Consider the following 16,233-nt stretch of genomic DNA (forward strand, 5'->3'; position numbering starts at 1 on the left):
ATAGTAAATAATATAGATGCCAAAAATAAGATTAAATAAAGCGGTTAAGGAATTCAACATTTCGATGTCTAGATTGGTAGAGTTTTTACAGTCAAAAGATTTCGAGGTTGAAAACAATCCTAACGCTCAATTAGAAGAAGCGGCATATTCTGCATTGGAGGCTGAGTTTGCCAAAGACGGTGAACAACGAAAAGCTTCCCATGAGGTGGTAATCACAAAAGTTCCGGAAGAAAAACTGGAAATTGAAGAAAAGAAAACCCCTGAAGTAATAAGAGCTAAAGCAAATAAACCAGAAACTAAGATTTTAGGTAAAATAGATCTTGAATCTAAAGCACCTGAAGTTGAAGAAGCACCTGCGCCTGCGGCACCAGTACAAGCGCCTGTACCCGTAGCAGCACCGGTTGAAGAGAAGAAAGAAGAAGTTGTGGCTGAACCGGAAGTTAAAGCAACTCCTGAAAAACAGGAATTCAAAGTTCTGGACAAAATTGATCTGTCCCAAATAGAATCTAGAAATAGACCTGTAAAAAAAGATAAACCCAAAATGGAGGAGAAAAAAGAAGAGGAAAAACCGGCAGAACCTGTGAAAGAAACTCCAAAACAGCCAGAACCTGTTGCTGAAACGAAGGCAGAGCCTCAAAAACCAGCTGAGCCTGAATCTCAGAAAATAGAAACTGTTTATCAGAAACTTGACGGTCCTAAGATCGTAGGGGAAAAGATAGACTTAACGCAATTTGCACCAAAACCTGGTTCAGGCGCTAAAAAGAAAAGAAAGAGAATTGAAAAACCAGGCGGTCCAAACCAACCGGGCCAAGGGAATAATCAAAACTCTGGAAACAATAACAATAACCAAGGAGGTCAAAACCGTCCGCAAGGTCAGGGAGGCCCAGGAGGTAATCGTCCACCAGGTCCAGGAGGTCCGGGAGGAAACCGTCCACCAGGACAGGGAGGTCCAGGAGGTAACCGTTTTGGAAACAACCAGGGAAATCGTCCGCCGGGTCAAGGAGGAGGATTCAAAAAAGGTCCAGGAGGAAACAATACTAACAACAGACCGGGACAAAGAACGATGCCTGTTGAGCTTACTGACGAGCAGGTTAAAAACCAGATCAAGGAAACCCTTGAAAAACTTACCAACAAAGGAGGTAAGTCTAAATCTGCAAAACACAGAAAAGACAAGAGAACATACCGTAGAGAACAGGACGAACGTCAGCAAGAGATTGACGCTCAGGACAGAACATTAAAGGTAACTGAATTCATCACAGTAGGTGAACTGGCTAGTTTAATGAACGTTTCTCCTACAGAAGTTATTTCTGCTTGTTTCTCACTAGGAGTAATGGTAACCATGAACCAAAGACTTGAAGCAGATACCTTATTATTGGTTGCCGATGAATTTGGATTTAAAATTGAATTCTCAGATGCTGATCTGGAAGAGGTAGAATCTGAAGAAGATATGGATACTGAAGAGGATCTTTCCTCTAGAGCACCAATTGTAACGGTAATGGGGCACGTTGACCACGGTAAAACGTCTCTACTTGACTACATCAGAAAAACAAATGTTATTGCTGGTGAATCAGGAGGTATTACACAACACATTGGAGCATACAACGTAAAATTAGAAAACGGACAGAGAATTACATTCTTAGATACACCGGGTCACGAAGCGTTTACCGCGATGAGAGCCAGAGGTGCTCAGATCACCGATATTGCAATTATTGTAATTGCAGCTGATGATGATGTGATGCCACAAACGAGAGAAGCAATTTCTCACGCACAGGCAGCAGGAGTACCAATGATCATTGCATTGAACAAAGTGGACAGACCAAGTGCTAATCCTGATAATATCCGTCAGCAGCTTTCTGGAATGAACATCTTAGTGGAAGAATGGGGAGGAAATGTTCAGGCACAGGAAATTTCTGCGAAGTTTGGTAACAATATGGACGTCCTATTGGAGAAAGTATTACTTCAGGCAGAAATGCTTGATCTGAAAGCTAATCCGGATAGAGCAGCTCAAGGTGTTGTTATTGAAGCTTCATTAGATAAAGGTAGAGGATATGTTGCTACAATGTTAGTACAGGCCGGTACCTTAAAGGTTGGTGATTACGTAGTCGCTGGTAAAAACCACGGTAAAGTAAAAGCAATGCTTGATGAAAGAGGTAGAAACCTTAAAGAAGCTGGTCCGTCAATTCCTGTTACCATCTTAGGTTTAGATGGGGCACCGACAGCTGGTGATAAGTTTAAGGTATATGCAGACGAAAGTGAAGCTAAAACCATTGCTAATAAGAGAGAACAACTACAGAGGGAACTGTCAATAAGAACTAAAAAGCATACTACGCTTGAAGAACTTGGAAGAAGAATCGCATTAGGTGAGTTCAAGGAATTGAATATTATCCTGAAAGGTGACGTAGATGGTTCCGTAGAAGCATTATCTGATCAATTACAGAGATTATCTACAGCAGAGATCAATGTGAATATCCTACATAAAGGAGTTGGACAGATTACCGAATCTGATGTTAACTTAGCTACAGCTTCTGATGCGATTATCATTGGATTTAACGTAAGAGCGGGTGCTAATGCTAAAGAATTAGCGGATAAAGAAGAGATCGAGATCAGAACATATTCAGTAATTTATGCTGCTATTGATGAGGTTAAAGAAGCTATGGAAGGCATGCTTTCTCCTGAGATCAAAGAACAGGTGATGGGTAATGTTGAGATCAGAGAAGTATTCAAAATCTCTAAAGTAGGAACAATTGCAGGATGTATGGTTCTTTCAGGAAAAGTAACGAGAAGCTCGAAAGTAAGAGTACTTAGAGACGGTATCGTTAAATTTGACGGAGAACTAGAAAGCTTGAAGCGTTTCAAAGACGACGTAAGAGAAGTAACCAAAGGTTACGAATGTGGTCTGAACCTGAAAGGGTACAACGATATTGAGACCGGAGATATTCTTGAAGTCTACGAACAAGTAGCTGTTAAGAAAAAACTGAAATAATAGTTTTTTAAATATAAATATGAAAGCCACTTTTTATAAAGTGGCTTTTTTTGTTTTGATATAGATTTAATAAATTATTTGTTTTTTTATTTAATATTTGAAATATTGATAATTTATAAGAAATAATTCTATGAGGTGTGTTGTTTTTTTATGTGAAATCACCATGAATTTTAAAAAGGATAGTTTTTAAAGATGGTATCTTTTAAATGATGCAAAAAAAGATAAGGTAAGTCATTTATAAAGGAAAATGTTAGGAAAGAACCCTTAAATAATGAATGTGATTTGCTCTAAATAATATTATACCATCCAAATTAAATAATCCGATGGTTATAAAAGACGAGATAACAAAAAGAAGAGAAAAGAACAGTTTTTAACTAAATGCATGAAAACCACTTTTTTATAGAGTGGTTTTTGAAATTATTAATATTTAAATATAATTTATATTGGTTCTAAATAATATTTTATGCACTAGTAATAATTTGTTAAAAAAAATGACATGCGTGAAAAAAAAATATTTATACAAATAATGCTGGATATTATCGTTTAATCTAAGTTATTTCACAGAATAGTTAAAAACAATATATAAAAGAAAGCCCAGGCCTACATACGCCTGATATTTGTGAGTGTTAATATTTATTAACATATTTGCCAATTAAATATATTAAAATTTGTTAATATGAATGTTAAACTACGTGTATTGAGTGCTGGAGCACTGTTCTTTTTGGGGCAGGTTGCTTTTGCGCAAAAAACTAAAAAGGACACAGCATCTACTACGCAGATTGAAGAGGTAGTAATGGTTGGATTCGGGCAGAAGAAGACTGTGCAGGAAATTACAGGGTCAGCAAGTACTATGACTGCAAAGTCTATTGAAGACCTTCCTGTTGCTTCTGTTGATAAAATGTTGCAAGGTAGAGTTACGGGAGTTCAGACGGGTAGCGCGTCTGGTCAGCCAGGAGGTTTTGCCAATGTAAGAGTAAGAGGTATATCTTCTATTAATGGAGTAACGTCTCCAATTTACATTGTTGATGGTGTTAGAGTTGCAAACGGAAGTTTAGGAACTGCTAATGGAACATCTTCACTTACAAACATCCTTGCTAACTTAAGTCCTGATGATGTTGAAAGTATTACTGTATTGAAGGACGCTGTTTCTACGGCTGTTTATGGTGCAGATGCAGGTGCGGGGGTAATTGTAATTACCACTAAATCTGGTAAGAAAGGAAAGCCAAGATTTAATTTATCATTTAACAGTGGTTTTAACCAGCAGGCTGTTGATATGGCAAGAAACTATTCCGCAGGTGAGTATAAAACTTATCTAAGGGATATGTATAATAATTCATTGAATTCAAATTATTCTATTGAGCAGATGGCGGGTGGATCATTAAATGGACTGATCTCAGCTTCTTCAAATGCACAAGTAATGAGTATTATGTCTTCTCCATATGATACAAACTGGTTAGATATTGTCAGAAAGGATGGGTACCAACAGAATGCTGATTTCAGTATGTCAGGTGGTAATGACAAATTTACGTATTACGCAGCGGCTAATATGTTTGACCAGAATAGTATCATTAGAAACTCTTTCTTCAAAAGATTATCTTATACAACAAAATTAAGTTATCAGGCAACAGATAAACTAAAAGTTAGTACAGATTTCCAAATTTCACATAGTAAGACAAGAACTTTAAGTGATGGAGGTGCATTCTCTAATCCAATGTTAGCACAGTATTTCAACAGGCCAACCGATCCGGCAAGAAATGCTGATGGTTCTTGGTATTTAGGAAATCCTGCAAATAGCAGATTAAGTAATAACCAATTTAATCCAGGATATTTGTTAGACAATAACTATATCCAAGCTGGAACATTTAGAGCTTTTGCTAACCTTAATGTTGAATATAAGATCTTAAAGAATTTAACATATAGATTTGTATTTTCTCCGGAATATGTAAATGTTGAAGAGGACACCTATTGGAATCCTTTACATGGTGACGGTTATACATATGGGGGATATCAGAGAACTTCAGCTAACAGATATTTTAATTTTAACGTACAAAATATCCTAGATTATTCTCAGAAATTTGGAAAACATAATATTGGGGCATCATTAATTCAGGAAGCTTATAAGACTAATAGAAGATTCTTAATGGCTACAGGTATTACAGTGGGTACACCAGAGCTTGAAACTTTAAGGAATTTTGTAGTTCCTTATGGTTATGATGGAACTCAAACAGTTACATCAAGATATGGATATGCAGCGACAGGACATTATGACTATGACAAATTAATCTTATTAGATGCTTCTTACCGTAGAGACGTTCTTTCTCAATTTACACCTGGAAGTAAGGCTGGAAATTTCTGGTCTGTTGGAGCTGGTTTTGATTTAGCGAGATTGGATTTTGTTAAAGATATGAACTCTATTTCTATGGCAAAGTTCAGAGCATCTTACGGTAAATTAGGTAACCAGGTTACAGCTAACCCATATGCATTATATGCATATGATATCAACTACAATGATTATGCTGGAGCTAGATATTATAACATCTATAATCCTAACTTATCATGGGAAACTGTCAATCCATTCAACGTTGGATTAGATCTAGGGTTCCTAAGAAACAGAATCACCGTTACAGCTGAATACTATAATAAGAAAACTAATGATCTTATTTATAACGTTCCATTATCTCCATCCCAAGGTGGAATTCTTAATGATAACGGAACTATAAGATACGGTGTAATGCTTGATAATGTTGGAACTCTTGTTAACCAAGGTTTTGAATTCAATGTAAATGCTGATATCTTTAAAGGAGATAGAAATCAAGTGAATTGGTCTATTGGTGCCAACTTGTCTACTCTTAAAAATGAGGTTACAGAGTTATACGGAGGGACTGTTAACACAGGAACTACAACACTTAGAGTAGGAGAGGGAGCTCGTACTTTCTACCTTAGAAAATGGGCCGGTGTAGATTCATCTAACGGAGATCCATTATGGTATCTTAATGGAGTTGATGGTGAAACTACCAATGATTATAACAAAGCACAACAAGCTGTACAAGGGTCATTCTTAGCTAAAGTATTTGGTGGAGCTAATACTAGTATTTCATACAAAGGCTTTGCTTTAGATCTTCAGTTTACTTATGGATTTGGAGGTAAGATCTATGATGACTGGGCATCTTATACCTACAGTGATGGACAATATTCTTTAAATTATCCTGGATACGGAGACGTTATGGGAGATTATTGGACGCCTCAAAATACAGGGGCATCTAATCCTAAGCCAATGGCTGGAGGTAACAAGCTTTCTAACAGAGCTTCTACAAGATTCTTGTATGATGCAGACTATATCAGATTGAGCAATGCAAGGTTTGGTTACACATTTACAGGTGATTTCTTAAAAGGCTCAGGTCTTAATTCTTTACAGGTTTATGTAATGGCTAATAATGCTTGGACTCACAGGTTTGATGATAGATTGAAATTTGATCCAGAGACTAACATTTCAGGGTATACTAACTTAAGTTTACCAATATTAAAGTCTTATCTATTTGGTGTTAATATTAGCTTCTAAAAAAAAGAAAAAATGAATAAAATAATAAAAATAGGATTGTTGTCAATCGGAGTTGCTGTTACCAGCATATCTTGTTCCGAGGACTTTGTAGAGAGAGAGTTTTATCAGGATGTACAGCAGGCTCCTCTAAAAACTGACAATGAAGTTCAGGCATTTGTAAGGGGAGGTTATGCAACGATGCGTAACACAGAATATTATGGTGCAGACTTTTTAGCATATGGAGAAGTGAGATCAGATGAGATGATCAGTAATCTTTCAGGGGGTTATTATCAAAACGTTATGAACTATACAATGCTTTCTAATGATCCATACGCAGTAAATACATATAATAGAATTTACGAGTTGGTTGCTAAAGCAAATGTTGTTATCAATACTGATATGGCTACCATACAAGGAACAGACACTGATAGAAAAAATTCAAGATATGCTCAAGGTCAGGCTTATGCATTGAGAGCGATTGGTTTTTTTGATGGTTTAAGATTATATGGACAAAAGTATATTTCTGGAGGTGAGTCTTTAGGTATAGTTTTACCTTTGAAATATGATCCTACAGCTCGTATGCCTAGAGCGACTATTGCACAGACAGAAGCGCAGATTGATGCCGACTTTACAAAGGCGATCGAACTAATGACTGCTAATGGAAATGCTCTTAGTACTAATAAAACCGAATTGACAGTGTATTCTGTAAAAGGATTAATGTCAAGATTCTACCTTTATAAAGGAGATTATGCAAAAGTAAGATCACTTACTAATGATATTTTCAATAAATATTCTGTAGCCTCTGCTGCTTTATTACAGGAAACTTTTAGATTTACGATGAACGGTGCTGCTCCTAACTCTATTTTTGAATTAGCAGTAGGAATCAATTCATCTTTATCTACAGGATCTTACAGACAGAGACTTAACCCGAATGGTTATGCAAACCTTGTTGTAAATGCAAGTACTCAGGCCGCTTATGATGCAAATGATATAAGAAGAACATTTATTACACTAAGTGGAGGACAAAGATTCCTATCATTTAGTTCTAATGCTAATGGTATTGGAAAATATACACAGGGAGTAGGTGCTGATAACATTAAAATGCTTCGTTATGAGGAGATTTTATTAAATGGTGTTGAAGCGGAATTAAATGGTGGAGATCCAGCCAAAGCTCTTACTTATTATAATCAGATCCTTACAAATAGAGGTTTGGCAGCGGCAGTATCTGTTGATATGACAAAACTGAAGTTAGAGAGAATGAAAGAGCTTCTAGGAGAAGGTATCAGACAATGGGACTTAAGAAGATGGGGTACGGCTGTTCCTAGACCAACTGGAGCAAGTACTAATGTTGATCTTAATGCATTCCCTATCCCAAGACAGGAAACTGACTTAGCAGGAACACCGGTTAAATCAAATCCAGGGTATGACAACTAATAATTATTTAGATAATTATTAAATATATCAGCCACTTCATAAAGAAGTGGCTTTTATTTTGTTACTTTTGTTAAAAATGTTGCTATGAAAAAGGTGCTTTTAATTTTATTTGGTTTCACAATTTCCGTAGTAGAGGCTCAGGCCGGTAGTGAAAATGTATCATACTCTACAGAAAATATCTTTATGCGGGCAAACAGGCCTACAACTAAAGAATATGTCATAGATGGTAGCCCTTATACTACCGGAGATAAGTTCAGTAAAGTAATTATTAAAGGGTTTAGCAAAGATGTCCAGGATCTTCGTTACAATGCCTATGAAGATGAAATGGAATTTAAAAAAGGAGAAGAACTTTTTTATGCCAATAAAGCGGATAATGTTAAAATCCAGTTTCCGGAGCTTAACAAAACTTACGAATCATTGACCTATACTTATGACGGTAAAACAAAATCAGGATATCTTGTATTGTTGGTAGATAATCCTAAGTTTTCCCTTTACAAAAGAGAAAAGATGGAACTGTTGAAAGGCGAAAAAAGTACCAATTCATTTACAAAGGATGCTAATGATTACTATGCAAAGGAAAAAGATATTTATTTAATTTCCAGAGACAAAAAATTCTCCAAATTTCCAAAAAACATATCAGAAGCAGCAGAACTTTTTTCAATAGATAAAAAAGAACTGGAAAGCTTTTTGAAATCCAATAAAATCAATTTTAATAGAGAACCAGATATGATAAAACTGGTAGAATTTATAAACAAGTAAACACCATATATCAACCCTTGCTTTTTGCAGGGGTTTTTATTTCCTTTTATTTCTTATTTTTGCTGTACAAAAATGAACAATGAAATCTTTTAGGTTCCTTGTCATTTTTGAACAATATAAATAAACGCATGAAGTACATCCTTTTTATAATCATCTTCTTCGGTTTTGTCTCGAAGGCTCAGGTCGTTAATAAAACAGACATTAAAAATACACAGAAAGAAGAAGATACCCTTGTCATAGATACTGGTAAAAAAGATTCCCTGAAAATTTTCAAACCTACTATCAATGACTATCTGTATCAGACTCAGTTTTCTGAAAAGAAGATTTTTGATACCGTGATGACGTTTGAGAAAACTCACATTTTTTCGCAATATAACAATACAGACAACTTTGGAAAAGCCCAGGTTGCAAATATAGGGGCAGGATTCAATCCACTGGTTTACGAAGTAAATCCCGAACAGAATCTTTCTTTATTACCTTCCAACAAAGCCTATATGATCATTGCTGCAGACGATGTAAAGTATTATGACGTAAAAACTCCTACGGCCACTTTTATCTATCATACAGCCATGAAGAATGGGGCTGCACTGAAATCTACCTATACACAGAATATCGGGAAAAGATTCAATTTCGCCCTTGAATATATGGGACTGCGTTCCCAGGGGTTCTACAGAAATTCATTGGCATCCAATAACAATACTCTATTTTCAGGGCACTATGTTTCCAAGAGTGGAAATTATGAACTCTTTACCCACTACCTTCACCAGAATGTAAACAATCAGGAAAGTGGAGGGATCACAGAAGATGATCTTTTTCAGAACGGTGACAGCAATTATAAAAACAGGCAAAATGCCCAGGTTAATCTGGCTTCATCGAGTTCTCAGTATTCTTACAGAAGATATTATCTGACCCATCAGTTTACACCGTTCAATTCACAAAAGTTTCCTTTTAGCATAAGACATACCCTATCTCATCAGGGGAATAAATATTTTTATAATCAGAGTGGGGCGGAATCTTACTGGTATGATAACGTTTCAGAATTAACGAATGGTTTCCCACTTACCACAAAAAAATATTCTGATAACTTCAGCAATACAGTAAGTCTTGTCTTTAACAATGAGAAATTCAAGCTTGATGGGGGAGTACGTTATCAGATGCTGAAATTTGGTGTGAGAGATATCGCTACGGTTAACGGAGTGGCTCTTCCCGGTGAATTTAAAGAAAACAGAATTGGAGCCGTTGGAAATCTTCAGATAAAACTTTGGGACAAGTTTCAGTTAAAATCATTCCTTGAATTTTCAAATGGAAGTCAGTTTGGAAGCTATCTTAGAACCACCAACAATGTCAAGTTCGAACCTATAAAAGATTATTTCGTTAATGCAAAAGTAAACTTCCAAAGTGCTTATCCATCATTTAATTACCTTTTAAATACTTCCGTTTATAACAAATACAATTATTATCTGGAAGATGCTAAAAACCAAACGGTAACGGAGATCGGAGGAAGTGTTAATCTAAAATGGTTCAAGACCGAAATTTTCGCCAATTATTTCAGAATCGATAACTATACCTACTTCAATGCAGACGGAGCACCGCAACAGAGCAGCAGCTCGCTGAATATTTCTCAGATCGGGGGAGATGCTACGTTCAGTTTCGGGAAATTCCATCTTAATACAAGACTTCACTTCCAGAATGCACTCACGAATAAAGAACTTCTTCCAATGCCAAGTTTCATCGGAAGAGCCAATTTCTTCTTCCAAAGTATGGCCTTTAAAAACGCTGCAGAAGTTCAAATGGGTGTAAAGATTTACTATTTCTCAAAATTTGCATCCAGAGATTACTTCCCGATTCTCAACGAATATATTTTGCCTAGGGCAGATTCCTTCTCTATCGGAGGACAGCCTATTGCCGATCTTTATATCAATATGAAGGTGAAAAAAATGTTCTTCTACGTAGAAGGACAGCAGATAGGAACCTTTATCTCCAACAACAAAGCCTACGCATTTCCACATTATCCGGTGTATGATTTTAGATTAAACATAGGAATTGTGTGGTATTTGTTCAACTAAAAGCTAAACAAGTTGAAAACAATAAATAAAATTTCATTTAACGATATACAAAGCATTCCTCAATTGGTAAAAGATTTTTTAAACCAAAAAATTGAGGGCTTTGAAAACAATACCTTTTCTTTAGATCACTTTAAAGATCAGATCCATCTCAAACAAAATGCTTTTACATCAGATCAGAGACAGATCTTATCTGATGTACTGGAAAAGCAGCTTTCAGGTCTTATGCTTTCATCAAAGCAGAAAGAAAATCTGGAAAACCTGAAGCAGCCGAATACATTTACCATTACCACCGGACATCAGCTGAATCTTTTCTCAGGGCCTGTTTTCTTTGTCTATAAAATTTTACAGACCATTAAAACCTGCACCTATCTGAAGGAGAATTTTCCGGATTTTAATTTTGTTCCCGTGTACTGGATGGCTTCAGAGGATCATGATTTTGCAGAGATTAATCATTTTAAGACTGAAAATAATTATTATGAGATCAATGAAAAGTCAGGGGGTCCTGTAGGCAGAATCGAGGTCAGTGATACTTTCTTTATTTCAGAATTTGAAAAAGAATTTAAAGATTCCGTATTCGGGACAGAACTGATTCTGATGATGAAAGAAGCTTATAAAGTAGGAAATACGTTGACGGAAGCTATTAAAACCTTAGTGAACCGCCTTTTCTCTGAATTCGGGCTATTGATCATGGATGGTGATTCCAAAGAGCTTAAAGAACAGGTCAGAGAGATCTTCAAAGACGAATTGTTGAATTTTAGTTTACAGAAGAACTCAAAAGAAAAAGTAGATTTTCTGACGGAGAAATATGGAAAAGTCCAGGTGAATCCGCGGGAGATCAATCTTTTCTATCTTTCTGAAACCAGAGACAGAATAGACTTTGATGGTGAAAAATATAATGTAGTAGATACCCATAAGAGATTTACCAAGGAAGAAATACTTCAGGAGCTGGAAAATTATCCCGAAAGATTCAGTCCCAATGCCTTAATGCGTCCCGTTTATCAGGAAAAAGTACTTCCTAATTTGGCGTACATTGGAGGGAATGCGGAAATTATGTACTGGCTGGAACTTAAAGATTATTTTACCGCAGTCCAGATCCCTTTTCCTGTTTTGATCCCAAGGAATTCTATGCTTTTCATTAAAGAAAAAACTGTTGGGAAAATTGAAAAACTTGATTTGAATATAGAAGACTTCTTTGGAAGCTTCACGGCCATTACCAACCAGAAAATTTTAAAAGACAGCAGCGTATTATCATTGCTTGAAGAAAAAGAAATACTTTTGGAGAAAAGCTTCTCTGAATTGAAAGCTATAGCAGAAACCACAGAACGTTCTTTCGGGAATATGGTAAAAGCAGAAGAAGTAAGACAGCTGAAATCATTCACGAGAATGAAAAAACGTTTGCTTCATGCAGAAAAAATAAAACAGAGCGAGCTGCTCGAAAGGCTGGAAAATCTGTTTTTAGATGTCCATCCTTCAAAAACCTGGCAGGAACGGGTGTATAACTTTAGTGTGTTCTTTTCAGACTATGGTTATTCATGGCTTGAAAATTGTTGGGAAGAAATGGTGGTTCAAGAATCCAAATTAATAATTGTTGCCATTTAATTTTAAAGAAGTATTTTTGTAAATTATAATTATCGAGTATGATAAAGAGGTTTTTTATTTTGTCCAGTTTATGTATGGTTTTGGGGGTATCTGCCCAAAACTCACACACCGTTGTAAAAGGAGATAATCCTTACAATATTGCAAAAAAATACGGGATAACTGTAGATGAATTGTTAAAGCTGAATCCAAAATTCAAAGACGGTAAGCTGGCAATAGGAGATGTTGTAACGGTGAAAGCTGAGAAGCATACCGCTCCGGTTTCCAAACCTGCAGTTGCTGAAAAAGCAAAATCAAATGCTCAGGTCGGAAAAATTATTCTTCAGCCTAAACAGACCGTTTACGGAATTACAAAACAATACCGTATTTCTGAAGCAGATCTCAGAAAACTAAACCCTGAACTTGATTCCCATATGAAAATAGGGGATGAAATCACTTTGCCGCTGGACAGCATTAAAAAATATGGGAGTGAACAGCAGACGGCTCCTGTAGTAGCTGTAACTCCTAAGCAGGTGGAAACTCAGGTTGAAACATCGGTGCCGGTAACAACAGAAGGAGAATCTTATGTGATCCAGGCAAAAGATAATTATTACAGAATTACAAAACAATTTGGAATCAGCCAGCAGGAGCTTTATGCCTTAAATCCTGGATTGGAAGAAAAAGGGCTGAAGCCAGGTGAAACCATCAAAATAAAAAAAATAAAAACGGATACCGCTTCAGTTTCTGAGCCGGTGAATCCGAAAACAAAAATAGATTCCGGAAGCGAAAAATCTGCCGCTGCTGCAAATACTGCTATATCAGCTGATGATTACGTAACCTATACCGTTCAGCAGGGAGACACAGTCTTCTCCATTGTTAATAAATTCGGAGTTTCAATCGATGAATTAATCGCTTTGAATCCCGATCTTTCAAACGGACTGAAAACCGGAATGGTCCTGAAGATTAAAAAGCAGGATCCGGCTTATGTGAAGAAAAACGGAGATGCATTGAGCGTTGTTTTAATGCTTCCTTTCGGATATAGTACCAACGAAACTCAGTACAGAGGAATGGCATTAGACTTCCTTACCGGAGCTAAGCTTGCTATCGAAAGAAACGCGAGAGGCGGACAGAAGCTTGATATCAAAATTGTAGATTCTGGAAACGAAGCTTCATTTAAAAATTCAATGGCTCAGATCAATCCGGATAATACAGATCTAATCATTGGCCCATTCTTCAAATCAAACGTAATTGACGTTCTTGATTTTACAAAAAATCAGAAAATCCCGGTGGTGGCACCATTTGCGAACTCTCCGGAACTGTACAATTACAGCAACCTGATTATTGTTGAAACCAATGACCAGACCTATGCCGATAAAATCGTAGAAGAAGTAAGAGCGGTATATTCAGATCAGAAAATATATGTAGTAGCAGACAGCAAAAAAGATATTGCCAACTATATTAAAGGAGGTCTCGAAAAAGCAGTTAAAAATCCAAATATAATCATTGTAAATTCACCTGCTGAAATCCAGCTGGACCAGAATATGATGACAGGACAATCTGCTCCTGTTATTGCTATATTGGCCAGTGATAATGATGCTGCCGGAGAAGCATTTGCAAATAAAATCATCGCTCTGTCGAAAGAAGTGCAGGGGGTTAAAGGTTTCAGCATGTACTATTCTCCTGTTTTTGAGAAAAAAGTAGATGACCTGAGCCAGGCGAGCCTTGTCTATCTTATGGACAGAAAGATCAATGCAGATGGGAATTTTGAAAAAGAGATCCTGGCGGCCTATAAAAGTAAGTACTGCAAGACCCCTCCAAAATATGCAATCGTTGGTTTCGACGTTGTTAATGACATGCTGACGAGAGAAAATAAAAAAGGAGAGATCTTTAAGCAGATGAATAAAGTTCAGACTCAGCTTGCTACAAAGTTTGAGTTTGTAAAATCTAAAGCAAACGGAGCGTATGTAAATACGGGTTACCGCGTGATTAGATTAGTTCCTTAATCGATTTATGCCTTTTTAAAGGAATATTTTTAACATTATCTTTATATTTGCATAATATTTAATTCATTACATGAAAGCACTTGTATTTCCTGGGCAGGGTTCTCAGTTCGTAGGAATGGGAAAAGAATTGTACGATTCTAGAAAAGACATTAAGGACTTAATGGAATCTGCCAATGAAATTTTAGGTTTCGATATTCTTACGTTGATGTTCAACGGTACAGATGAAGACCTTAAGAAAACAGAGGTTACCCAACCTTCTATCTTTATACATTCAGTAGCAGCCCTAAAAGCAATTAATGGTCTTGGAGCCGAAATGGTTGCAGGACATTCTTTAGGCGAATTTTCAGCTTTAGTTGCCAATGGTGTTTTATCTTTTGACGACGGTCTGAAATTGGTTTCTGAAAGAGCAAAAGCAATGCAGGAAGCCTGCAATGCCAATCCAAGCTCTATGGCTGCAATTTTAGGTCTTGAAGACGCTAAAGTTGAAGAGATCTGTGCACAGATCAGCGGTATTGTAGTGCCAGCTAACTACAACTGCCCCGGTCAATTGGTTATTTCAGGGGAAACTTCTGCAGTAGAAGAAGCTTGTATAAAACTTAAAGAGGCAGGTGCTAAAAGAGCGTTATTACTTCCGGTAAACGGAGCGTTCCATTCACCGTTGATGCAGCCGGCACAAGAAAGACTGGCAGCAGCCATCGAAAAAACAAAATTCAGAAAAGCAACGATTCCTGTATACCAGAATATCACAACGACAGCAGTGACCAATCCTGAAGAGATCAAACAAAATCTGATCGCTCAGCTTACAGGTCCTGTAAAGTGGACGCAGTCTGTTCAGAACATGATCAAAGACGGAGCATCCAACTTTGTAGAAGTAGGTCCTGGAAAAACGCTTCAGGGACTGATCAAGAAAATTGACGGTTCTGTAGATGTAGCTTCAGCAATCTAATTAAAAAAATATGAGCGGAATATTTTCACCGGGAAAGCTTATGCTTACTTCAGAATATTTCGCGATAGACGGAGCTCTTGTCCTGGCGGTACCTACCAAGCTTGGACAAGAGTTTTTCTTTGAAGAAAATGATGACGAAAAATCCCTGATCTTTTGGAAAGCTTATCATCAGAACAAACTTTGGCTCGAGGCTGTCATTGACTATCAAAACTGGCAGGTCTTAGAGACCAATATTCCTTCAGGCGCTGAATTTATTCTTAAAACCTTAAAAAATGTTCAGCAGCTTTCTCAAATTAAATTCAAAAATAATTTTACCTATCATCTGAAGACCAACCTTCAGTTTCCTTCTGATTACGGACTCGGAAGCAGTTCTACTTTAATGAACAATCTTTCGGAATGGGCAGCCATCGATCCTTTTCACCTCAACAGCATCAGTTTGGGGGGAAGTGGTTATGATATCGCCGTTGCCAAAGAGAAATCTGCGATTCTTTTTCGAAGCAAACCAGAGATCAGCTATGAAAAGACAGATTTCAATCCTGTGTTCAAAAATGAGCTTATATTTATTCATTTAAATCAGAAGCAGGACAGCAGGGAAGGAATCAATTTTTACAAGTCGAAACCGAAGTCCCAAATACTCGTTGACGAATTTTCGGATATCACAAAGAAAGTTTTGTTATGCAGCGAATTGGAAAATTTTTCTGAACTGATGATGATTCATGAGCAGAAAATTTCAAAATTCCTTGAAATTCCCACAGTTAAAGAGAAGTTTTTCACAGACTGTCCTGTTTTTGTCAAAAGTTTGGGAGCCTGGGGCGGAGATTTTGTGATGAGTGCTAAATTTGATGGCTATAAGGACTATTTTTGGGGAAAAGGTTTTAATGCCGTTTTTCAATGGTCTGATATAATTAATTTATAATCAATAATTTACA

General features: G+C 36.8%; 9 protein-coding genes. All 9 read left to right on the forward strand.

The annotated features are described in order from the left end of the window. Nucleotides 1-16 precede the first annotated feature (16 nt). The 9 genes from infB (at nucleotide 17) to NZD88_RS10135 (ending at nucleotide 16,220) form a co-directional block, all read left to right on the forward strand. A complete protein-coding gene (gene infB / locus NZD88_RS10095; protein ID WP_259829042.1) occupies nucleotides 17-2,983 on the forward strand; it encodes a translation initiation factor IF-2 in 2,967 nt (988 codons plus the stop codon). A 676-nt stretch (nucleotides 2,984-3,659) separates the two neighbouring features. Next, a complete protein-coding gene (locus NZD88_RS10100; RefSeq protein WP_169233959.1) occupies nucleotides 3,660-6,542 on the forward strand; it encodes a SusC/RagA family TonB-linked outer membrane protein in 2,883 nt (960 codons plus the stop codon). 12 nt (nucleotides 6,543-6,554) lie between these two features. Further along, a complete protein-coding gene (locus tag NZD88_RS10105; RefSeq protein ID WP_169233960.1) occupies nucleotides 6,555-7,955 on the forward strand; it encodes a RagB/SusD family nutrient uptake outer membrane protein in 1,401 nt (466 codons plus the stop codon). A gap of 84 nt (nucleotides 7,956-8,039) precedes the next feature. After that, a complete protein-coding gene (locus NZD88_RS10110; RefSeq protein WP_259829044.1) occupies nucleotides 8,040-8,714 on the forward strand; it encodes a hypothetical protein in 675 nt (224 codons plus the stop codon). Between the two features lie 128 nt (nucleotides 8,715-8,842). Continuing rightward, entirely contained in the window at nucleotides 8,843-10,780 is a 1,938-nt protein-coding gene (locus NZD88_RS10115; RefSeq protein ID WP_259829045.1) for a putative porin, read from the forward strand. A gap of 12 nt (nucleotides 10,781-10,792) precedes the next feature. Next, nucleotides 10,793-12,379 (forward strand): bacillithiol biosynthesis cysteine-adding enzyme BshC, encoded by a 1,587-nt coding sequence (bshC, locus tag NZD88_RS10120; RefSeq protein ID WP_259829046.1) that lies wholly within the window; start codon nucleotides 10,793-10,795, stop codon nucleotides 12,377-12,379. Nucleotides 12,380-12,417: 38 nt separating this feature from the next. Further along, a complete protein-coding gene (locus NZD88_RS10125) occupies nucleotides 12,418-14,358 on the forward strand; it encodes a LysM peptidoglycan-binding domain-containing protein (protein WP_259829047.1) in 1,941 nt (646 codons plus the stop codon). A gap of 70 nt (nucleotides 14,359-14,428) precedes the next feature. Continuing rightward, complete coding sequence (gene fabD, locus NZD88_RS10130) at nucleotides 14,429-15,304, forward strand: ACP S-malonyltransferase (protein WP_259829048.1); 876 nt, start codon at nucleotides 14,429-14,431, stop codon at nucleotides 15,302-15,304. Nucleotides 15,305-15,314: 10 nt separating this feature from the next. After that, nucleotides 15,315-16,220, forward strand: a complete 906-nt coding sequence (locus tag NZD88_RS10135) for a GYDIA family GHMP kinase (protein WP_259829049.1) — start codon at nucleotides 15,315-15,317, stop codon at nucleotides 16,218-16,220. The last annotated feature ends 13 nt before the right edge of the window (nucleotides 16,221-16,233 follow it).

The organism is Chryseobacterium pyrolae (assembly GCF_025153485.1).
Classification (GTDB): domain Bacteria; phylum Bacteroidota; class Bacteroidia; order Flavobacteriales; family Weeksellaceae; genus Chryseobacterium; species Chryseobacterium antibioticum.